Consider the following 18,643-nt stretch of genomic DNA (forward strand, 5'->3'; position numbering starts at 1 on the left):
CACGCAGACTCTCTTGAAGAACGACCTCACCTCCGATGCCGACGCAGGCCCTCGATCGCGCAACGCGCTCGATGTGCTATGCGCTTTCCTCATGCTCGGTCTGACGAGTTTCGGCGGGCCGGTGGCGCACCTCGGCTATTTCCGGCGTGAATTCGTGGAGAAGCGCCGCTGGCTCGACGACGCCAGCTTCGTCGATCTGGTGGGGCTCTGTCAGTTCTTGCCGGGGCCTGCGAGCAGTCAGGTGGGGTTTTCCATCGGTCTGCTGCGCGCCGGTTGGCTCGGCGGCCTTGCCGCGTGGTGCGGCTTCACGCTGCCGTCGGTTCTGCTGCTACTGGGGTTCGCGGTCGTCGCGCCGCAGTTGGGCGGGGCTATAGGCAACGGCGTGCTGCATGGCTTGAAGCTGGTGGCGGTCGCCGTGGTGGCGCAAGCCGTGTGGGACATGGCGCGACGGCTTTGCCCCGACACGCGACGCGCGGGTATTGCGCTGGCCGCCGTGGCAATGCTCGCGTCGACGACGACCGTCTACGCGCAACTCGTCGTGATTTTGCTCGGTGCGATTTTGGGCTTCGGACTGCTGCGCACGGCGAATCCTGTGGCGACCGATGCGTCGCCCCCGCTCCGATTTCGTATTTCCCGAACCGCGAGCGCGCTCGCGGCAATCGCGTTCTGCGCCCTGCTCTTCGGCCTGCCTGCGGCGCAGCATCTGCTGGACGACCGGGCCGTCGCCATCTTCGACGGCTTCTATCGCTCGGGCGCGCTCGTCTTCGGCGGCGGGCATGTCGTGTTGCCGCTGCTTCAGGAGCAAACCGTGGCGTCGGGATGGGTATCGGCGAACGACTTCCTGGCCGGCTATGGCGCAGCGCAAGCCGTGCCCGGACCGTTGTTCACGTTCGCGACGTTTCTCGGATGGCTGTCCGGCGGGCCGTCGCATCCCTGGCTGGGCGCCGCGCTCGCCACGGCCGGCATCTTCCTGCCCGGCCTGCTGCTGGTCATCGCGGCGTTGCCCCATTGGCAGGCGCTGCGCTCGCGTGCGTCGACGGCGGCGATGCTGGCCGGTGTCAATGCTGCTGTGGTCGGCATACTCGCGTCGGCGCTGTATTCGCCCGTGTGGACGAGCGCGGTGCATACGCCGGCCGACTTCGCGGTCGCCGCGATCGCATTCGTCTTGCTGGTCCGCTGGAAGACCCCGCCGCTGGCCGTGGTCGCCTTGTGCGCCATTGCCGGAGCGACGGGGATCGTCTGATCGACGTTACTGCGGTGTTGTAGCGACTGGTGTGTCGAGCCTCGGCCGACGCCATCCCGCAGGCACGCCTTGTCACAGGCGTATCGGTCATCGGTCATCGGTCGTCTGGTCGGACGCCGATGCCGTTGCCGGGTGTCAGCGATCGTTATCGCAACCGGAGACCGGCGGGGACCCGGCTTCCGTGCGCGAGCGAGCTTGGGTGATGTTGCTGAACGGCGGCACGTCCTGCGTGAGCCAGACGTTCCCGCCGATGACCGAGCCTTCGCCGATCGTGACGCGTCCGAGAATCGTTGCCCCCGCATAGATGACCACGTTGTCTTCCACGATCGGGTGACGCGGCAGTCCTTTTTGCGGATTGCCGTCGTCATCCGCCGGGAAGCGCTTGGCGCCGAGCGTGACGGCCTGATAGACGCGCACACGCTGGCCGAGAATCGCGGTCTCGCCGATGACGACGCCGGTGCCGTGATCGATGAAGAATCCCGCACCGATCTGCGCGCCGGGGTGAATGTCGATACCGGTGTCGGAGTGCGCCTGTTCCGCGATGATGCGCGCGAGCAGCGGGAGCTCCAGCCGATACAACTCGTGCGCGATGCGGTGATGGATCATGGCGTGGATGCCGGGATAGCAGATGAGGACTTCGTCCACACTGCCCGCCGCCGGGTCGCCCTGATAGGCGGCAAGCACGTCCTGATCGAGCAATCCGCGAATTTCCGGGAGTTTGGCGGCGAACTGCTGGATCGCCGAGTGAGCCCGCTCCTCGATCAGGGCCGCTGTGATATCTGCGTCGTGGCGCGCCTTGTACCGCCATTCGAGCCGCGCCTGTTCGGCCAGCCCGTTGAGGGCGCTCGTGAGCGTATGGCCGACATAATAGTTCTCTCCCTGATGATGCAGATCGAGCGGACCGAGCCGCATCGGGAACAGCGCCCCCTTGAGTTGCACGACGATCTCCGCCAGACGCTCACGCGACGGCAGATCCCGACCGCCGGATTCGAGCAGCCGTCGCTGTCCGTCGCGCCAACGCGCACGGGCGGTATGCAAGGAGGAAACGATATCGTCGATGTCGAACGCTGCCACGAAGGGAACTCCTGAAAAGCGGAATACATTGAGTGCCGGCGATTCGGTCGTCGCCGTGGCACAACACGAGGGGGACGCACGCGCGTCAATCTACGAAGGATAGCGGGTTTCGAAGGCACCTGTCCCGACGTGGTCTTATCGCGCCCGATTACCAGTCGATTACCAGCCGATTACCACGCGATTGCCGCTCGGCTTTGGGCTCGGACACGCCCCCGATCACGTCCCCGATGATGACGCGATGGCGGACTTCAGACGCCGGCTCAGTGCCAACGCCGTCGCCTCATCGGGGATGTTGGTGAACCCCAGGAGCAAGCCCGCGCGCGACGCCTTGGCCCCGTACCAGCGACTCAGTGCCTGCACGGCCAGCCCCTGCCTGTCGGCGGCCTCCGAGAGCGAGACGTCACCCCGCCGCGCCAGGTCGTGGCGCAGATAGGCCAACGTCTGGATGCCGCCCGCCTGCGGCTGGACGTATAGGTCTTGGTCGAAGACGTTCGCTAAGGCATCGACGAGAAACCGGCGTCGTTCGGCATACAGGGAGCGCATCTTGCGCAAATGCCGTGCGAAGTGCCCCTGCTCCATGAAGGCGGCCACCGTCGCCTGTACTTGAACGGCCCCGGCGCCACCGAGCTGGCTCGCCGTCGCACCGAAGCGTTCGATGTGCGCCTCCGGCACCACGAGGTAGGCGAGCCGTAGGCCGGGGAAAAGTACTTTGCTGAACGTTCCGGTGTAAAGCACGCGGTCGTCGTGATCGAGGCTTTTGAGTGCGGGCAAGGGGCGCCCGTGGTAGCGAAACTCGCTGTCGTAGTCGTCCTCCACGATCCATGATCGTTGCTGAGCGGCCCATTCGAGCAGTGCGAGACGCCGGGGTAAGGACAGCGTTGCGCCGGTGGGACTTTGATGGGTTGGCGTCACGACCGCGAATCGCGCGTGGGGCGCCCGCTTTACACCCTCGCTGACGTCGATGCCCTCTTCGTCCACGGGAATCGGCGCGACGCGCATGCCGATACTCGTCAGGAAATGTCGGGCATACGGATAGCCGGGATCCTCGAACCAGCCTTGCGCGCCCGGTTCGATCAGCGTTCGGCACACGAGATCGAGGGCGGCGCGATAGCCGGGCGTGACGAAGACCTGCTCTGCCGTGCAGGCAATACCGCGCGAGATACCGAGATAAGCGGCGATAGCGTGACGCAGGGGTGCGAAGCCTGCCGACGCCGGGTAGCACATCGAGGCGAGATCCAAGGCGCGCAGGTGGCGTCCGGCGAGACGAACCCAGGTCTTGCGGGGGAAAGCATCGAGCGCGGGCAGTCCCAACTGAAACGGACGCGGCACACCCACGGCGGCCATGGCATCCCTTGGCGCGGGCGCTCGCGGCATGGGGGCCACCGCAGGCGGCGCCGTCTCGCTGAGGTGTTCCAGATGCGGCGACACGAACGTTCCCGCAGCTCCCCGCGGGGTGAAATAGCCCTCGCTGATGAGCATCTGATAGGCCAGCTCGACGGTGCCTCGCGCCAGATTGACTTCACTCGCAAGGCTGCGCACCGACGGCACCCGGTCGCCGGCACGGAGCTTTCCGGTGGAGATGGCGTCGCGATAGCGTCGGTAAAGCTGAAGGTAGAGCGGCGCGTCGCCGCCGGGGCCGGGCTTCAGATAGGGGAAGTCCATCGGCAATGTCCTATTGAATTCGTGAGTTCTTGCATCTGACGACTAGGACATGATTCTCGTAAATTGGTCACGTTGCGACAAGCCCCCGCCATTCGCACGTTGCTCGCAGGAGATTCGCCCCCTGCGTCACTAACTTTCTGGAGAAATTCGATGAGTACGCTTCGTTTGCCTTATGCGACGCTGTCCACTGACGCCTATCAGGGTTTTGTGGCGACGAAGAAGGCGCTTGAAAAGAGCCGCCTCGGCAAGGCTTTGATCGAGCTGGTGTATTTGCGCGTGTCGCAGATCAACGGCTGCGCGTTCTGTCTTGAGATGCATGCCAACGCGCTTCGCAAGGACGGCATGCCGGATCACAAGATCGACAGCCTCGCCGGCTGGCGCGTCAGTTCGCGCTACAGCGCCCGCGAGCGCGCGGCACTGGCGTGGACGGAATCGGTCGTCGCCATCGACCAGACGCACGCGCCGGACGACGATTTCGACCCGTTGCGCGACCACTTCTCCGACGCCGAAATCGCTGACCTGACGTTCGCCATCGCGCTGATGAGCGCATTCAACCGGTTGGCTATCGGAATGCGACAGTAAACGGACGCGAGCACGCGTTGCGACGCCGCTCAGGACCTGCCGTCGGGACCGCTGGCGCGGCAATCCCGAGCACCGCGCACGGGGCATCGATATCGTGAAATCGGTGCGCGGCGCCATCGCGCCTGCGCTCCGCTGCGCGGCGCCGTCGCGCCTGCGCTCCGCTGCCCGCCGCCTTACTCGAACGCGGGGTCGATCGGCACGCGGTAGCCGACGGCCAGCCGATTGGTTTCGTTGGCCATGCCGACGACGGCGAGCAACTCGCCGAACATCTCATCCGTCATCCCTGCACGACGCGCCCCCGCCGTATGGCTGGCGACACAGTATCCACAGTTGTTGGTCACGCTCACCGCAACGTAAATCAGTTCCTTCACGAGGGGATCGAGCGCGCCCGCCGACATGATGTCCTTGAGGCTGTCCCAGGTGCGCTCGAGCGTGGGCGGATGCTGTGCGATGTACTTCCAGAAGTTATTGACGTCGGGAACACCGCGTGTCGCTTTGATATCGTCGAAAACGGCTTTGACTTCGGGCGTGGCGGAGGCGTATTCGACAGGCTTTTGCTGGCTCATGGATGGGCTGCGCCGGACAGGCGTTCGTGAAAGTGAACGCGTAGGGTACAAGCATTCCCGTGTATTCGTCTTCTTACCGACACATGGAGCCACTCGCGGCCACCAACGCAAATCCGGAGATTGCCCTGTCTATTGCAAATGAGAATCATTTTGCAATTTAATCGGAGATCACCGATCATGGCGTTTCCGTTTCTGGAGACTCCCTCAATGGGCACTACCCCCGAATTTGCGTCGCCGGCCGTCGCGGCACGTCAGTTGGCCCTCGACGCACTTCTCTCGCGCCAGTCGGCATGGCCGCTGAGCGAGCCGGCGCCGAGCGATGCAGAGCTCAACCTGATTTTCGACGCGGCCCTGCGTGCGCCCGATCATGGACGGCTGCGTCCGTGGCGCTTTGTCGTGGTGCGTGATGAGGCCCGTGACGACCTCGGACAGGCGCTGGTCGAAGCGTCGGCCAAACGCCATCCCGACGCGCCTGCCGAGACGCACGAGCAACGCCGGCGGAAAGCCTTCGCGGCGCCGATGATCATTGTGATTGCGGCCGCCGTTTCTACCGAGACGACCGTGCCGGAGGTGGAACAACTCCTGAGCGTCGGCGCGGCCGGCATGAATGTACTCAATGCCATCCATATGCTCGGTTATGGCGGCTTCTGGGCGACGGGTCCCGATGCTTACGATGCCGATTTGCACGATCTGCTCGACTTCGCGCCTCACGAGCGTGTGCTCGGCTTCCTCTTCGTCGGCACGCCGCCGCAAGGCGCCGAGCGCAGGCCGCGCCCCGAGCGAGGCGACGTTGTGCGCGAGTGGTGGGGACGTTCTTCGATCTGAAGCCACCCTGCCGCCCATGCCACCCATGCCGCCGCTGTCATCGGCATCGGTGACATGCACGGCATGGAAGACGGCAAAGCATCAACGGCGTCGAATCAGCCCCCTTCCGACGGCCCGACTGACCTTCCGGCTTACGACGTCACTGCGTGCAGTCGCGTGCGGGCCATGCCGGCGGTGCCCGCGACCAGCCCCATGTTGTCGCTCTCCTGTGTCAGACGGAACACGGCAACGGCGGCTTTGAGCGATTCCGCCTGCTCGGCCAGCGACTGAGCCGCCGCCGACGCCTGCTCCACCAACGCGGCGTTTTGCTGCGTGACTTCATCCATCTGCGTGACGGCGCGTGCGACCTGATCGATGCCCGCCGTCTGTTCCTCCGAGGCCGCAGAAATCTCGGCCATGATGTCGGTCACGCGCCGCACGCTGCTGGCGATGCTATGCATCGCGGTGCCCGCCTCGCTGACGATGCGACTGCCGGCCGCCGAACGCTCGGCCGACGTCTCGATCAGCGTCTTGATATCGCGCGCGGCACTCGCGGAGCGTTGCGCCAGCGTGCGCACCTCACCGGCCACGACGGCGAAACCACGCCCCTGCTCACCCGCGCGCGCGGCTTCCACCGCCGCGTTGAGCGCCAGAATGTTGGTCTGGAATGCAATGCCGTCGATCAACGCGATGATGTCGCGGATCTTGGCCGAACCGGCGTCGATGGCTTGCATCGTTTCGGTCACTTCGACCATCGCCGTATCGCCCGCCCCGGTCTGGTCGCTCGCCTGACGCGCCAGTTGATTCGCGGTGAGCGCGTGTTCCATGTTTTGTCGCACCGTGCTCGTCAACTGCTCCATGCTGGCCGCCGTCTCCTCCAGCGAGGCGGCTTGCTGCTCGGTGCGCGCCGACAGATCGAGATTGCCTGCCGCGATCTCGCGTGCGCTCGCCGCGATCGCTTCACCGCTCTTGCGCACTTTGGCGACGGTGTCGTTGAGTTGCGCCTTCATGTTGGCCAGCGCCGTGAGCAATCGCCCCATCTCGTCGTTCGACGTCACGTGTACCGGCCGTTGCAGATTCCCTTGCGCGATCTCTTGAAAGTGTTCGAGGACGTCGTCCAGCGGACGCGTAATCGCCCGGTTCAACGACCGCGACGTCAGCAGTGCAGCAACGACGGCGAAGACGATCGCCCCGAGCGTCAGGGCGAACAGCCTGTCGTAGGTGGTGACCGCCGAATTGAAGTTCGACTCGGCGCGGGTGTCGTAAAGCGTCTTGAGCGCCTCGTTGGCATTCACGTACGCCGTGTAGCGCTTGCCCAGCGCGGCCGCGTTCGCGTAATACGCGTCGCTCTGCCCCGAGGCGATACTGTTTTGCAATTGCGTGAACGCTTCTTTGAGGGCCTGACGCGCGCTCGTCACCTGCGTGGCGAGACGTTGCTCCTCGGCGTCCGACGGCAACGCCAGATAGGCTTGCCATGCCTTCTCAGACTCCCCCCAGTACTCGGTACCCTTCTTGACGTCCGTGGCCTTGATGTCCTCGCTCGGCGCCTGCGGCGCACGCAGTACGACGGCACGTGCCCGCCCGATCTGGATTTCCGACTCGCCCAGCAGTCGCGTGCTGGCCAGCTCCTTGTCGTGCACCTCGCGCAAGCTGCCGACGGTGTCTCGTAACCCGAGGAGCGCCAGCGCCCCGATGATCAACACCAACCCGGCCAGACCGGCCACGGCCATCCGCAACCGCCAACGAATCGTCCAATTTTTCAACATGTGCGCTTCCGCCTTTCTTTCTGTTCGTAGCCACCGAGAGCGGCAGCCACCGTACGCCAACCGGCACGATACACGCATGCCCATGACAGCGTTAGCGGCTCCAACGGCGCGAATGAAAAAAACTTGAATGACAGGCGAGAGACCGGTGCTTATTCGATCGATTGACCGAAAGCGCACGAGAGATGCGGGATGCATGCGCCAAATCGGTGCGCGCGCCTCGTTCTGCAGACGCGATCGGAAGCGCGCCGTAAGACGTAGGCGCAGACGCAGACGCAAACTCAGGCACGCCCGGATGCCTGTTTGTCGGAATGAGGGATGGGGCGTCGTGCAGTCATCGGCGTTCGACGACAACCGCTTGCCTCAGCGCGAGCCGGTCGAGGTCGATGTCGCGCTGGCCGATGCGGCACAGGTCACATCGTTCACCTGGTCGGGAGAACCGAAAATGCGGCGCAACGACGACCGGGCGAGCCACCGTGACGAATCACCTGAATCACCTGACTCGCCCGCCGTCGAATTTTCCTTGCGGAGCCTTACAGCGCGCGCTTGACAGTGCGCGCAGCGCCGGAAATATCCTGCCCGACGCCGTCGACAGTATTGCAGCCCGCCAGCGCGAACAACGAACCGACCACCAGGAAAAACGCCACGAAACGCGCCAACATATCGACCTCGATACAAAAAAATGCAGCAAATCGCTGATTAACCACGAGCTTCCGGCCATCGATGCCCCCAATGCCGGTACCCGAATTCTTTTGCGTGACGCTTCGCCTGCGTGCCGCCCTGCGCCGCACACCACGAAGCAAGGCGCAATTGTGCTTGAAATTCGCCCGCACGGGAACGCGCGTCGGCATTATGCGACGCCGCCCGCCCTACAACACCGCCAATGCCTGACGAATATGCTCGGCAAACGCCGTGCTCAGGTGATTGGGACGTGCGCGATCGAACTTTACCGTAATCCCCACCGACGGCAACGCCGGTAAGGTATCACCTGTAACAATGCGTAAATCCGCGGGCACCGCCGTCTGTGTCATGACGGCGAACGCCTGACCGGAGCGCGCCAATGCCGCCAGTCCGGCCAGATTGCTGCTCGCGTAAGCGATCCGGTACGCGCGCCCGATCTTCGCGAGCGCCTCGCATGCGGCAATGTGATCCAGCGTGTCCGGGTCGGAGAGCGCCAGCGGCAACGGGGCGTGCGGATCGGACAACACGCCGTCGAGCCCCGGGTCGCCGATCCACACCAATGGCTCGCGCCGGATCACATTGCGCTCGTCGACGCCTTCCGGCAACGAGATCAGTGCCAGATCGAGCGCACGACGCGAGAGTTGCTCCAGCAAACGCGGCGTCGGCTCGCAAATGACCTCGACCTGCGCATGCGGATGCACAACCGCGAACTCGCGCAACAGATGCGGGAGGAAGGCGGCTGCGTAATCGTCGGGGCAGCCGAAACGAATCGTCCCGGTCAGCCCGCGTCCCGACATGTCGGCCATCGCTTCGTCGTGAGCCCTCAGGATGCGCTGCGCATGCCCCAACAGGCGCTCCCCGGGGCCGGTCAGCACCACGCCGCGCCCCGTGCGCTGTAACAGCGGTTGGTCCACGATCGCTTCCAGACGTTTCATCTGCTGACTCAATGCCGACTGCGTCCGGGCGATACGCTGAGCCGCCCGACTGAGCGAACCGGCCTGCGCGATGGCGACGAACGAGCGTAACAAATCGACTTCCAGCACTTGCCCCAAGGTATTAGCCTCGCTTCTATCTTTCATTAACATTATTCGCTTCTATGAAAGCAGAGCGCTGCGTAGACTGCAAGGGTCATATCCCTTAATGCCTCGTGCCTCATGCCTCACGCCTGAGGGCGCCCATCGGAGATTGCCCTGTGTCCAAGAACCAAGACGCCGATTTCTGGCGTAAAGCCCGCCAGCACCTGATCCGCTACGGCGGCACCTTCGAGCCGATGATCGTCGAGCGCGCGCAGGGCAGCTTCGTCTACGACGCCGACGGGCGCGCGATTCTCGACTTCACTTCCGGGCAGATGAGCGCGGTGCTCGGGCACAGCCATCCGGAAATCGTGTCGGTGGTGACGCAGGCCATCGGCACGCTGGACCATCTCTTTAGCGGCATGCTCTCGCGCCCGGTCGTCGATCTGGCGACGCGTCTGGCCGAGATCACGCCGCCGGGGCTGGATCGGGCGATGCTGCTGAGCACAGGGGCCGAATCGAACGAGGCCGCTATTCGTATGGCAAAGCTGGTGACCGGCAAGCACGAGGTCGTCGGCTTCGCGCAGTCGTGGCATGGCATGACGGGGGCGGCCGCATCGGCGACCTACAGCGCGGGGCGCAAAGGCGTCGGCCCCGCCGCCGTCGGGTCTTTCGCGATTCCCGCGCCGTTCACCTACCGTCCACGCTTCGGTTCGTCCGGACAGTACGACTATCTTGCCGAACTCGACTACGCATTCGACCTGATCGACCGTCAGTCCAGCGGTAATCTGGCCGCTTTCATTGCCGAGCCGATTCTGAGCTCGGGCGGCATCATCGAACTGCCGCCTGGCTATCTGGCAGCGCTCAAGCGCAAGTGCGAGGCGCGCGGCATGTTGCTGATTCTCGACGAAGCGCAGACCGGCATCGGTCGCACCGGCACAATGTTCGCCTTCGAGCGCGACGGGGTGACGCCGGACATCCTCACGCTGTCGAAGACGCTCGGCGCCGGCCTGCCGCTCGCGGCCATCGTCACGTCGGCCGAAATCGAGGAACTCGCGCACGAGCGAGGCTACCTGTTCTACACCACGCACGTCTCCGATCCGCTGCCCGCCGCAGTCGGTCTGCGGGTGCTCGACGTCGTGGCGCGAGACGGCCTCGTCGCGCGGGCGAACGTCATGGGCGAGCGCCTTCGCAACGGTTTGCTGAGCCTGATGGAGCGCTTCGAGTGCGTGGGGGACGTGCGCGGACGCGGGCTGCTGCTCGGCATGGAGATCGTTAAGGACCGTCGCACCAAAGCGCCGGCAGACGGGCTCGGCGCCAAGATCACACGAGAGTGCATGCATCTCGGTCTGAGCATGAACATCGTGCAGTTGCCGGGCATGGGCGGCGTGTTTCGCATCGCCCCGCCGCTCACGGTGAGCGAAGCGGAAATCGACCTGGGGCTGTCGCTGCTCGGGCAAGCGATCGAACAGTCGCTATAAATGGCGCTATAAATGGCGCTATAAATGTCGTCGTAAATGTCGCTGTAGGTTTCACTGCCTGGCCATTGGCCCCGCGCAATACCCATGAGAGGATTCGCGGGGCCGAATCTCACTGTCCAACGGACAAGCGCCATCCCCTTCACCGTCGCGCTAACCCGCTAACCCGCTAAAGCGCTAAAGCGCGAACCGGACCCGGACCCTCACGCGATATCGTCTCCGCTATCGCGGATGTCGTATCTCAGGCTGAGCGATCGTTGGTGTCACCCCTGCAAGATTCGATGGTTCGCCAAGGGGCAACGTGCTCGATCGGCGCCATCGCGCTACCATGTCGGACGCCGACAAAAAACAACCTCAGCGCAACCTCAGCGCAATTTCGCCCGCCGCGACAACGGCACGAAGCCAAACCGATATTCCCCATGCGCGATCTCCCCTTCCTCGACCACCCTGCCCTCGTCGCCCTTGCTACGCATGCCGAATCCACCGACGCCGCCCGCGCCGAGTGCCAATGCACGAAGACGACGCTGGACGGCTGGGCCAGTCTTCCCAACTCGCTGCCCGATACGCAGTTGGAAATTGTCGGCACCTTAATGGATCCGCGAGATACCCACGAACCGACCGTCACCGAATACCATCCGAACGGCACCTCGTATTGGGCGGTCGACGCGCCCATCGCGCCGACCTACTTCCCTTACAACCGGGCGAACGTTTGCCGGTGCCGCGCGTGCGGCCGTCTTTATCTGCGTTATCAGGAAGGCGGCGGCTACTTCATCGACCAGCGTATCCGGCGCATCAGTGCGGCACTGATCGTCGACGCGCCGGCCGAAAATGCGTGACGGCAGACGACGATCCGCCAATCGTTTGTTGTCTTCCTTTTTCATTTGTTTTCGTTTGTTCACATCTGTGAACGAATGTTGCCGGAATGCGCCAGCCATTGCCGTATCGGCGCGTGAAATATCCATAAAAAACAGTGAGTTGATGCGCATTTCGAACGCGTTCGATTTGCGTTGGATTGCAAATTAACTCCAAGAACATGCGCGCTCGCATCCGGTCGAAGCGCGCATGCAAAAACACCACGCTTCCTCAACAACGCCCGATTTCACGCCGATTCGGCGCACGACGCCCTTGCGTGCGCTCGTCCGGCGTATTCCCGCCGCGGCGCAAGACTCACCGTGGCTTTCCTTAGGGATCTACGTGACGATCTATGCGATCGTCTGGACGCTCGTCAGTGCCCGTCTGGATCCGACGGTCCCCTTCGACGCCGTTGAAGCCCTGAACTGGGCACGCAACGCCGAATGGGGCACGCCGAAGAACCCATGGCTGGTCGGCATCTCCATGTGGCCGGCACTCGGCCTCAAAGGCGAGGCGCTGGCGTTTTATTGGTATGCGTCGCACTTCGCCGCCATCGCCGTCGGCATGCTGGGTGTCTGGCATCTGGCGAAGCGCTTGTCCGGGGACACCCGGCTCGCATGGCTCGCCATGCTCAGCCTGCATCTGACCGGCGCCATCAACATCGACATCCTGCCGTACAACGACAACTACTTGCTGGTCATGTTCTGGCCCTGGATGCTCTGGTGCTTCGTGCGTGCGATGTGCGACTCGCCGGGATACTGGATCGGGCTCGGCATCGTGGCCGGGCTGGCCGCCATGACCAAGTATTCGACGTTTGCGCTGCTGGGCGCGATGTTCGTCGTCACGCTGTGGACGCCGCAGGCCCGACGCCACTACCGTCACCCTGCCTTCGCGCTGGGGGCGATCCTCTTCGTCGCCCTGATCGCGCCGAACGTCCTATGGCTCGTCGAGCACGACTTCGCCGCGTTTCGCTGGGTCGACGATCAGATCCGGCAACGTCTGAACTGGCGCGGACTGCGCGGCGCTCTCACCGCGTTTTACCCCGTCGCCACGCTTGCCCTCGTCATGCATCTGGCCGGCATGCGCTTCACCCGGCCCACGCATGCCACGCGGCTTGCCGCGTGCGCCGTGCTGCCTGCGCTGGCGCCGATCCTCGTGTACTTCACGCTGCACGATGGCGGACGCATTTCCGAATGGCTGCAACCGTTCGCGGTGCCTTTGCCGGCGCTGCTCGTGGGATGTGTCGCGTCCGCGAGCGGCAAACGCGCCTGGCGAATTTCGCGCTGGCTGCCTGTCGTCGGACTGACGGTGCTGATCGGCTATGCCGCCGTGCTCGGGATGAACCTGCGCAACGCCGGGCAAAAGTTCGCCGGCATCAAGGCGGCAAGTCTGGAGATCGAGCAACGCTGGAACGCCCACTACCAGATGCCGTTGTCGTTCGTCGGCCATGACCATCTCGCCACCTGGCTGACGTTTTATGCCCCCAGCCAGCCGCGGCTTCTGATGACGTGGTCATCGGCGCAGCGTCCGAACATATATACGCGAGACCTGGACGAAGTCGAGGTGCGTGCCCGCGGTGCGATCCTGCTCGGTCGTCCCGGCCGGTCGTGTCGACGCGCGAGCTTCGCGCAAACGCTGGCGCTCTGGCCTTCGCTGAGCGTGTCGTTCCGGGAGACTTTGCCGTTCGCGTATCACGGCGGCGCGGCGCCCATTCCACTTTGCGTCGCTTACATCGCACCGCAGCGGTGAATATCCAAAGCAGAATCGCTTCGTTGCCCGCGCGGAACCGGCCCGGATAATCCATTCCATTAGGCAATTCCGAAATGTCAACGGCGCACTCTGCTCATGAAACCACGCAACTCACTCTCACGTCGTCAATTCCTCGGTGTCGTCGGCGCCGGCGCCGCTTCCTTGGCGCTGCCGTCATGGTCCGCGCACGCGGCTTACGAGCCGGGCAAGTTCCGCATCGGCTACCAAAAGGCCGCGAGCACGCTGGTGCTCGCCAAGGCGAACGGATCGCTGGAAGCGCGTCTGCGCCCGCTCGGCGTCGAGTTGACGTGGGCGGAGTTCGCCGCCGGGCCGCAACTGCTCGAAGCGCTCAACGTGGGCGCCATCGATTTCGGGTACGTCGGTGAAGCGCCGCCCGTCTTCGCTCAGGCCGCCGGGGCCGATTTCGTCTACAGCGCCTATGAAGTGCCCACGCCTCAGGCTGAAGGCGTCGTCGTGGCCAAGAATTCGGCGATCAAAAGCGTCGCCGATCTTCGGGGCAAACGCGTGGCGTTCAACAAGGGATCGGACGTCCACTGGTTCCTCGTGGCGCTGCTGCGCAAACATGGCCTGGACTATGGTGACATCAGTCCGGTGTTCCTTGCGCCCGCCGACGCACGAGCCGCCCTCGAACGCGGATCGGTCGATGCGTGGGCCATCTGGGATCCGTTCCTCACGGCTGTCCTCGAGCAAAGCCCCGTCCGGCTGCTCGCCAACGGCGAGGGCGCCGCCGATCACCATCAATTTTTCCTGAGCCAGCGCGCGTTCGCGGAAAAACGTGGCGACGTCATCAAAGCCACGCTCGAATCGCTGGGCCAGACCGGTCAGCAAATTCGGGCAGACTATGCGGCGGCGGCCGTGCAACTTGCACCGATTCAGGGACTCGACGCGAAGATCATCGAGAAAGGGCTACGGCATTACGCGCATGTCTACAAGCCGGTCTCGGAACCGGTGCTGGCCGCCCAACAGCGCATCGCCGATACGTTCCTGCAACTTCGGTTGATTCCGAAATCCATTCGCGTGGCCGACGCCACACTGCGGCAACCGATCGCCTGATTGGGCGCGTCCGGCGCTCCGCCGGACGCCTTGCCTCCGTACGTTCCTTCCCCTCCGTACCCTTCCCACCCTTCCCACCCTTCCCACCATCGGCCCGTAAGCCCGGCAAGCCCCGGCATTTGCGTGCCCCTGACGTCCGGCATCGGGGGCAATACGCATGTGCTCCCTGCGCCATCCCCCAAACCAGCTTTCCGACTTGGCAAAGCCACCGCGAATGTGACAGAATTCGCAACTCAGTTGCATTGCAACTTGGTTGCATTTAATCGTTGACGTTGCCCGGCAGCGTTCCGTCGCATTCACGCGTTCTGGTTTTTCGCCCCCACTTCCCTTCGGCTCATGCGTCGCCGCTGGTTTCCCTTATGGCTGGTCGTCTGCGTGCTCGTCACGCAGGTGGCGTTGGCACGGCATATCGTGTTTCACACGGTGGCTGCGCTGGCGGCTGCATCGGCACAATCGGGGGGATTGGGAGGGTTGGGGGGATCGCCGCGCCAGTCCGTCGCTGCCGACAAATCCGGGCAGAGCGCGGCGGATGAAGAGGGGCTCTTCGAACAGTGCCTCGCCTTCATCGCCGTTGACGTGGCGCTCCCGGGACTACCTGTCTTCGCATCGCTGCCTTCCGCTCGCGGCTGGCATTACCCGCCGTCTGCAACGCTTCGTGTCCGCTCGGCCTTACGGGGGCCGACGCACAACCGCGACCCACCCTTCGCCTCAGTGCCGCTCGTCTGAATCACAACATTCGCCGCCGTCGAATACAGCTCGCCAACTCGCCAACGCAGGCGGGTCCGCCTTCGACCGCGTGGCGTCAACACGTCAAGCACATTGAGGTCCGGCATGACTGCCCGCTCTACTCGTTTCCCCGCGTTCCGTTCATCGCACGCCAGCGCGCGCGCTCAGTTCTCGCAATTCTCTCGTCGCGCGGTCGCTGCAGCGGCTGCCTCCGTATTCGTCGTCCACGCGCATGCGCAGACCGCGAACACCGCAAGCGGCAATGACACCAACGCGGCGCTGTCCAGCACGACCGTATCGGCCAAACGCCTCGACGCGGCCCGCAACGCCTTGTCGCCCGACACCGGCAGCTCCGTCTACAACTTCGATCAGTCCGACATCCAGACGCTGCCGCTGGGCAGCAACACGCCGCTCAATCAGGTGCTGCTGCAAGCCCCCGGTGTCGTGCAGGACTCGTACGGTCAACTCCACGTGCGCGGCGACCACGCCAATCTGCAATACCGCATCGACGGCGTGATCATCCCCGAATCCATCAGCGGCTTCGGGCAGGCCATCGACGCGCGCATTGCGTCGCAGATCAATCTGATCACCGGCGCGCTGCCGGCCCAGTTCGGTTATCGAACCGCCGGGATCGTCGATATTCACACGAAAGGCTCGCCCGGGTTGACCGACGATACGGGCGAGCCGCCCAAACCGTTCGGGGGGGAAGTCGGCGTGGTGTTCGGCAGCCACGCGGACCGCGAGGTCAACACGCAGTTGTATGGCACCCGGGGCGCACTCAGCTACTACTTCAGCGCCCGGGTGTCGGCCAACGACATGGGAATCGAGAATCCCACGGCCGAGCGCAACGCGATTCACGACCATACGAATCAGACGAACGCGTTCGGCATGATGTCTTATCTGCTCAACCCGGATAACCGCGTGTCGTTCATGTTCGGCACGGCCAACAACCGGTTTCAGATTCCGAACTCGCCCGGTGTCGCCCCGCAATTCACGCTCGACAACGGCGTCATCCCGGACTCGTCCAGCCTGAACGCCAATCAACGCGAGCTGACCGACTTCCAGGTGCTGTCGTGGCAGAGCCACGTGTCGCCCGAGCTGGACACACAGATTTCGCTATTTCACCGGACAAGCCGTGTCGATTACACGCCAGACCCGCTCGGCGATCTGGCGTACAACGGGGTGGCGTCGAACATTACGCGACGCAACACGGCGTACGGCGTGCAGACGGACAGCAGCTACAAGCTCACCGACCGTCATACGCTGCGCTTCGGTCTGTTCGTCCAGCAGGAACAGTTCAGCGTCGACAATACGTCCAACGTTTTCCCCGCCGACGCCAGCGGCCAGCAGACCAGCGGCACGCCGATCACCATCGTCGACAACTCCGAGGATCGGGGCACCACATACGGCCTGTATTTGCAGGATGAGTGGAAGGCGACCGACCGTCTGACGGTCAACTACGGGGCGCGTTACGACCACGTAAACACCGTCACGAATGAGGGGCAACTCTCACCGCGTCTGGGCCTCACGTACGACCTGACGAGCCGCACTCGCCTGCACGCGGGCTATGCGCGTTACTTCACGCCGCCCGCCACCGAGAAAATCGATACGACGTCGGTCACCAAATTCCTGGGTACGACCAATGCGCTGCCGTCCGACGCCAACACCGCCGTGCGCGCCGAACGCTCGGACTATTTCGACCTCGGCGTTTCGCATCAGTTGACCTCCGCCGTCACAGTCGGGCTCGACGCGTACTATCGCCGCGTGAATCATCTCCAGGACGAAGGCCAGTTCGGCAACGCGCTGATCTATTCGACGTTCAATTATGAGAAGGGACGGATTTACGGTGTCGAAGGCACCGTCAACTATCGTCAGGGGAATATCGGCGCGTATCTGAACGTGGCGGTCTCTCGCGCCATGGGTCAGGGGATCGAGACGGGACAGTTCAACTTCGGGGATGACGAACTCGCCTACATCGCCAACCACTGGGTGCATCTGGATCACGACCAGCAGGTGACGGCATCGGCCGGTGTGTCGTACCAATGGGGCAAGACGCTCTTCTCGACCGACGCCCTGTTCGGCTCGGGCCTGCGCAGCGGCTTCGTGAACAGCGAACATCTGCCGGCGTACTTCCAGGTCAACCTCGGCATCGGCCAGCAAGTGACCCTGCCCGGGTTGGGGCGCTTCGACGCCAAGTTGTCGGTCATCAACCTGTTCGACCGTGTCTACGAGTTGCGTGACGGCACCGGCATCGGCGTCGGCGCGCCGCAATTCGGTCCGCGTCGCACGTTCTATCTCGCGATGTCCAAGCCGTTCTGACGCAGCACGCACCGCCTGCGCCTCCCACCCGGGATGCACCGGCGGTGCCTGCATGTGGCCTTCGTCGTCAGGTCTTGTCCTGGGCAGCCTGACGGCGAAACGCGGTGGTCGTTTGCCCCGCGTACCCCCAGTTATCGGTGTCGACTTCCTCGATGACGATGTGCGTGAGATGCGGCGGTTTGTGCAACACGCGTTCGAGCGTTTCCGTCACTTCACGAATGACCTGAGCCTTTTGCTCGACGGTATTGCCTTCCCGCGTGATGCGGATGCTGACGAATGGCATAACGGACTCCTTTGACTTTTGAAACCGCGCGACCGGCAGCGTAACCACCGTCCACCGGCAGAATCGTGCCGGTCACATAGTCGTTCTCCACCAGATAGCGAACTGCCTGCGCGATGTCCTCGACTTCCGCGATCCGGCCCAGCGGGTGCATCTTGCCGAGCGCGTCGTGCGTCTCGGGGGCATGCATCGGCGTGTTGACGACGCCCGGCGCCACGGCATTGACCGTCACACCGAAGGGGGCCAACTCCAGCGCCAGCGCCTTCGTCGCCTGATTCATCCCGCCCTTGAGCACGGCTGCCAGCAGCGCCGGCACGCCCGAATTGGCCTGCATGGCGAGCGATGCCGTCACGTTCACGATCCGGCCGCTGCCACGACCGCTCATGTGACGCGCTGCCGCCTGCGAGAAGTACAGCGTGCCCTTCAGGTTGGTCGCGATTTGCGTCTCGATCTCGTCCGGCGTGAAGTCCACGAACGGCTTGGCCGCGAAGATGCCGGCATTGTTGATCAGCACGTCTACGTGGCCGTAAGCCTCGATAGCCTTGGCGAACGCCGCCGTTGCGGCGGCCGGATCGGCGACGTCGCCCGCGACCGGCAAGAAGCGCTCGCCCGCGTCCAGCACCGCGGCCGTCTGCGCCAGACGCGCGTCGCTGCGTCCCGTGCCGACGACGTTGAACCCGTCGCGCAGGAACGCTTGCGCCAGACCGAGTCCGATGCCGCTCGTGGCGCCTGTGATGATGACCGTACGATTCGACTTGCTCATGATGTGTGTCCTTG

The 18,643-nt window shown here is 64.1% G+C and carries 17 protein-coding genes; 9 read left to right on the forward strand and 8 right to left on the reverse strand.

What is annotated here, in order from left to right; all coding sequences use genetic code 11:
• Positions 1 to 91 precede the first annotated feature (91 nt).
• Positions 92 to 1,243, forward strand: a complete 1,152-nt coding sequence (chrA, locus tag PAN31108_RS00505; RefSeq protein WP_150667399.1) for a chromate efflux transporter — start codon at positions 92 to 94, stop codon at positions 1,241 to 1,243.
• Positions 1,244 to 1,378: 135 nt separating this feature from the next.
• On the opposite strand, the gene epsC is transcribed toward chrA, so the two are convergent.
• Entirely contained in the window at positions 1,379 to 2,317 is a 939-nt protein-coding gene (gene epsC / locus PAN31108_RS00510) for a serine O-acetyltransferase EpsC (RefSeq protein WP_150666960.1), read from the reverse strand.
• A 216-nt stretch (positions 2,318 to 2,533) separates the two neighbouring features.
• On the reverse strand, positions 2,534 to 3,979 hold the full coding sequence (gene pdxR, locus PAN31108_RS00515) for a MocR-like pyridoxine biosynthesis transcription factor PdxR (RefSeq protein ID WP_150666961.1): 1,446 nt from the start codon (positions 3,977 to 3,979) through the stop codon (positions 2,534 to 2,536).
• Positions 3,980 to 4,129: 150 nt separating this feature from the next.
• Between pdxR and PAN31108_RS00520 the strand changes: the two genes are divergently transcribed.
• Complete coding sequence (locus PAN31108_RS00520; RefSeq protein WP_150666962.1) at positions 4,130 to 4,561, forward strand: carboxymuconolactone decarboxylase family protein; 432 nt, start codon at positions 4,130 to 4,132, stop codon at positions 4,559 to 4,561.
• Between the two features lie 173 nt (positions 4,562 to 4,734).
• Here PAN31108_RS00520 and PAN31108_RS00525 read toward each other — a convergent pair whose 3' ends face one another.
• Positions 4,735 to 5,127 (reverse strand): carboxymuconolactone decarboxylase family protein, encoded by a 393-nt coding sequence (locus tag PAN31108_RS00525; RefSeq protein WP_150666963.1) that lies wholly within the window; start codon positions 5,125 to 5,127, stop codon positions 4,735 to 4,737.
• Between the two features lie 207 nt (positions 5,128 to 5,334).
• Here PAN31108_RS00525 and PAN31108_RS00530 point away from each other — a divergent pair, with 207 nt between their 5' ends.
• Complete coding sequence (locus PAN31108_RS00530) at positions 5,335 to 5,952, forward strand: nitroreductase family protein (protein WP_150666964.1); 618 nt, start codon at positions 5,335 to 5,337, stop codon at positions 5,950 to 5,952.
• A 131-nt stretch (positions 5,953 to 6,083) separates the two neighbouring features.
• Here the strand turns inward: PAN31108_RS00530 and PAN31108_RS26955 are convergent, their stop codons facing one another.
• From PAN31108_RS26955 to PAN31108_RS00545, 3 genes are all read right to left on the reverse strand, one after another.
• Positions 6,084 to 7,697 (reverse strand): methyl-accepting chemotaxis protein, encoded by a 1,614-nt coding sequence (locus tag PAN31108_RS26955; protein WP_174994786.1) that lies wholly within the window; start codon positions 7,695 to 7,697, stop codon positions 6,084 to 6,086.
• A gap of 530 nt (positions 7,698 to 8,227) precedes the next feature.
• Positions 8,228 to 8,545 carry a hypothetical protein gene (locus tag PAN31108_RS00540; protein ID WP_150666966.1) on the reverse strand — a complete coding sequence of 106 codons (318 nt, stop codon included), beginning with the start codon at positions 8,543 to 8,545 and terminating at the stop codon, positions 8,228 to 8,230.
• Positions 8,546 to 8,563: 18 nt separating this feature from the next.
• Positions 8,564 to 9,454: a LysR substrate-binding domain-containing protein gene (locus tag PAN31108_RS00545; protein ID WP_150666967.1), complete on the reverse strand. Its 891-nt coding sequence runs from the start codon at positions 9,452 to 9,454 to the stop codon at positions 8,564 to 8,566.
• 113 nt (positions 9,455 to 9,567) lie between these two features.
• Between PAN31108_RS00545 and PAN31108_RS00550 the strand changes: the two genes are divergently transcribed.
• The 6 genes from PAN31108_RS00550 (at position 9,568) to PAN31108_RS00575 (ending at position 17,586) form a co-directional block, all read left to right on the forward strand.
• Entirely contained in the window at positions 9,568 to 10,869 is a 1,302-nt protein-coding gene (locus PAN31108_RS00550; protein ID WP_150666968.1) for an aspartate aminotransferase family protein, read from the forward strand.
• Positions 10,870 to 11,285: 416 nt separating this feature from the next.
• A complete protein-coding gene (locus PAN31108_RS00555; RefSeq protein WP_150666969.1) occupies positions 11,286 to 11,702 on the forward strand; it encodes a hypothetical protein in 417 nt (138 codons plus the stop codon).
• Positions 11,703 to 11,928: 226 nt separating this feature from the next.
• Positions 11,929 to 13,467 (forward strand): glycosyltransferase family 39 protein, encoded by a 1,539-nt coding sequence (locus tag PAN31108_RS00560; RefSeq protein ID WP_150666970.1) that lies wholly within the window; start codon positions 11,929 to 11,931, stop codon positions 13,465 to 13,467.
• Positions 13,468 to 13,563: 96 nt separating this feature from the next.
• Complete coding sequence (locus tag PAN31108_RS00565; protein ID WP_150666971.1) at positions 13,564 to 14,541, forward strand: aliphatic sulfonate ABC transporter substrate-binding protein; 978 nt, start codon at positions 13,564 to 13,566, stop codon at positions 14,539 to 14,541.
• A 336-nt stretch (positions 14,542 to 14,877) separates the two neighbouring features.
• Positions 14,878 to 15,267 carry a hypothetical protein gene (locus tag PAN31108_RS00570; protein ID WP_150666972.1) on the forward strand — a complete coding sequence of 130 codons (390 nt, stop codon included), beginning with the start codon at positions 14,878 to 14,880 and terminating at the stop codon, positions 15,265 to 15,267.
• 105 nt (positions 15,268 to 15,372) lie between these two features.
• Positions 15,373 to 17,586: a TonB-dependent receptor gene (locus tag PAN31108_RS00575; protein WP_174994787.1), complete on the forward strand. Its 2,214-nt coding sequence runs from the start codon at positions 15,373 to 15,375 to the stop codon at positions 17,584 to 17,586.
• Positions 17,587 to 17,653: 67 nt separating this feature from the next.
• Here the strand turns inward: PAN31108_RS00575 and PAN31108_RS00580 are convergent, their stop codons facing one another.
• Both PAN31108_RS00580 and PAN31108_RS00585 read right to left on the reverse strand, forming a co-directional pair.
• Positions 17,654 to 17,869 carry a tautomerase family protein gene (locus PAN31108_RS00580; RefSeq protein WP_150666973.1) on the reverse strand — a complete coding sequence of 72 codons (216 nt, stop codon included), beginning with the start codon at positions 17,867 to 17,869 and terminating at the stop codon, positions 17,654 to 17,656.
• A complete protein-coding gene (locus tag PAN31108_RS00585) occupies positions 17,799 to 18,629 on the reverse strand; it encodes an SDR family NAD(P)-dependent oxidoreductase (protein ID WP_150666974.1) in 831 nt (276 codons plus the stop codon). The genes PAN31108_RS00580 and PAN31108_RS00585 overlap by 71 nt, the downstream gene beginning before the upstream one ends.
• Positions 18,630 to 18,643 lie beyond the last annotated feature (14 nt).

The sequence above is a fragment of the Pandoraea anhela genome (genome assembly GCF_902459655.1).
Classification (GTDB): domain Bacteria; phylum Pseudomonadota; class Gammaproteobacteria; order Burkholderiales; family Burkholderiaceae; genus Pandoraea; species Pandoraea anhela.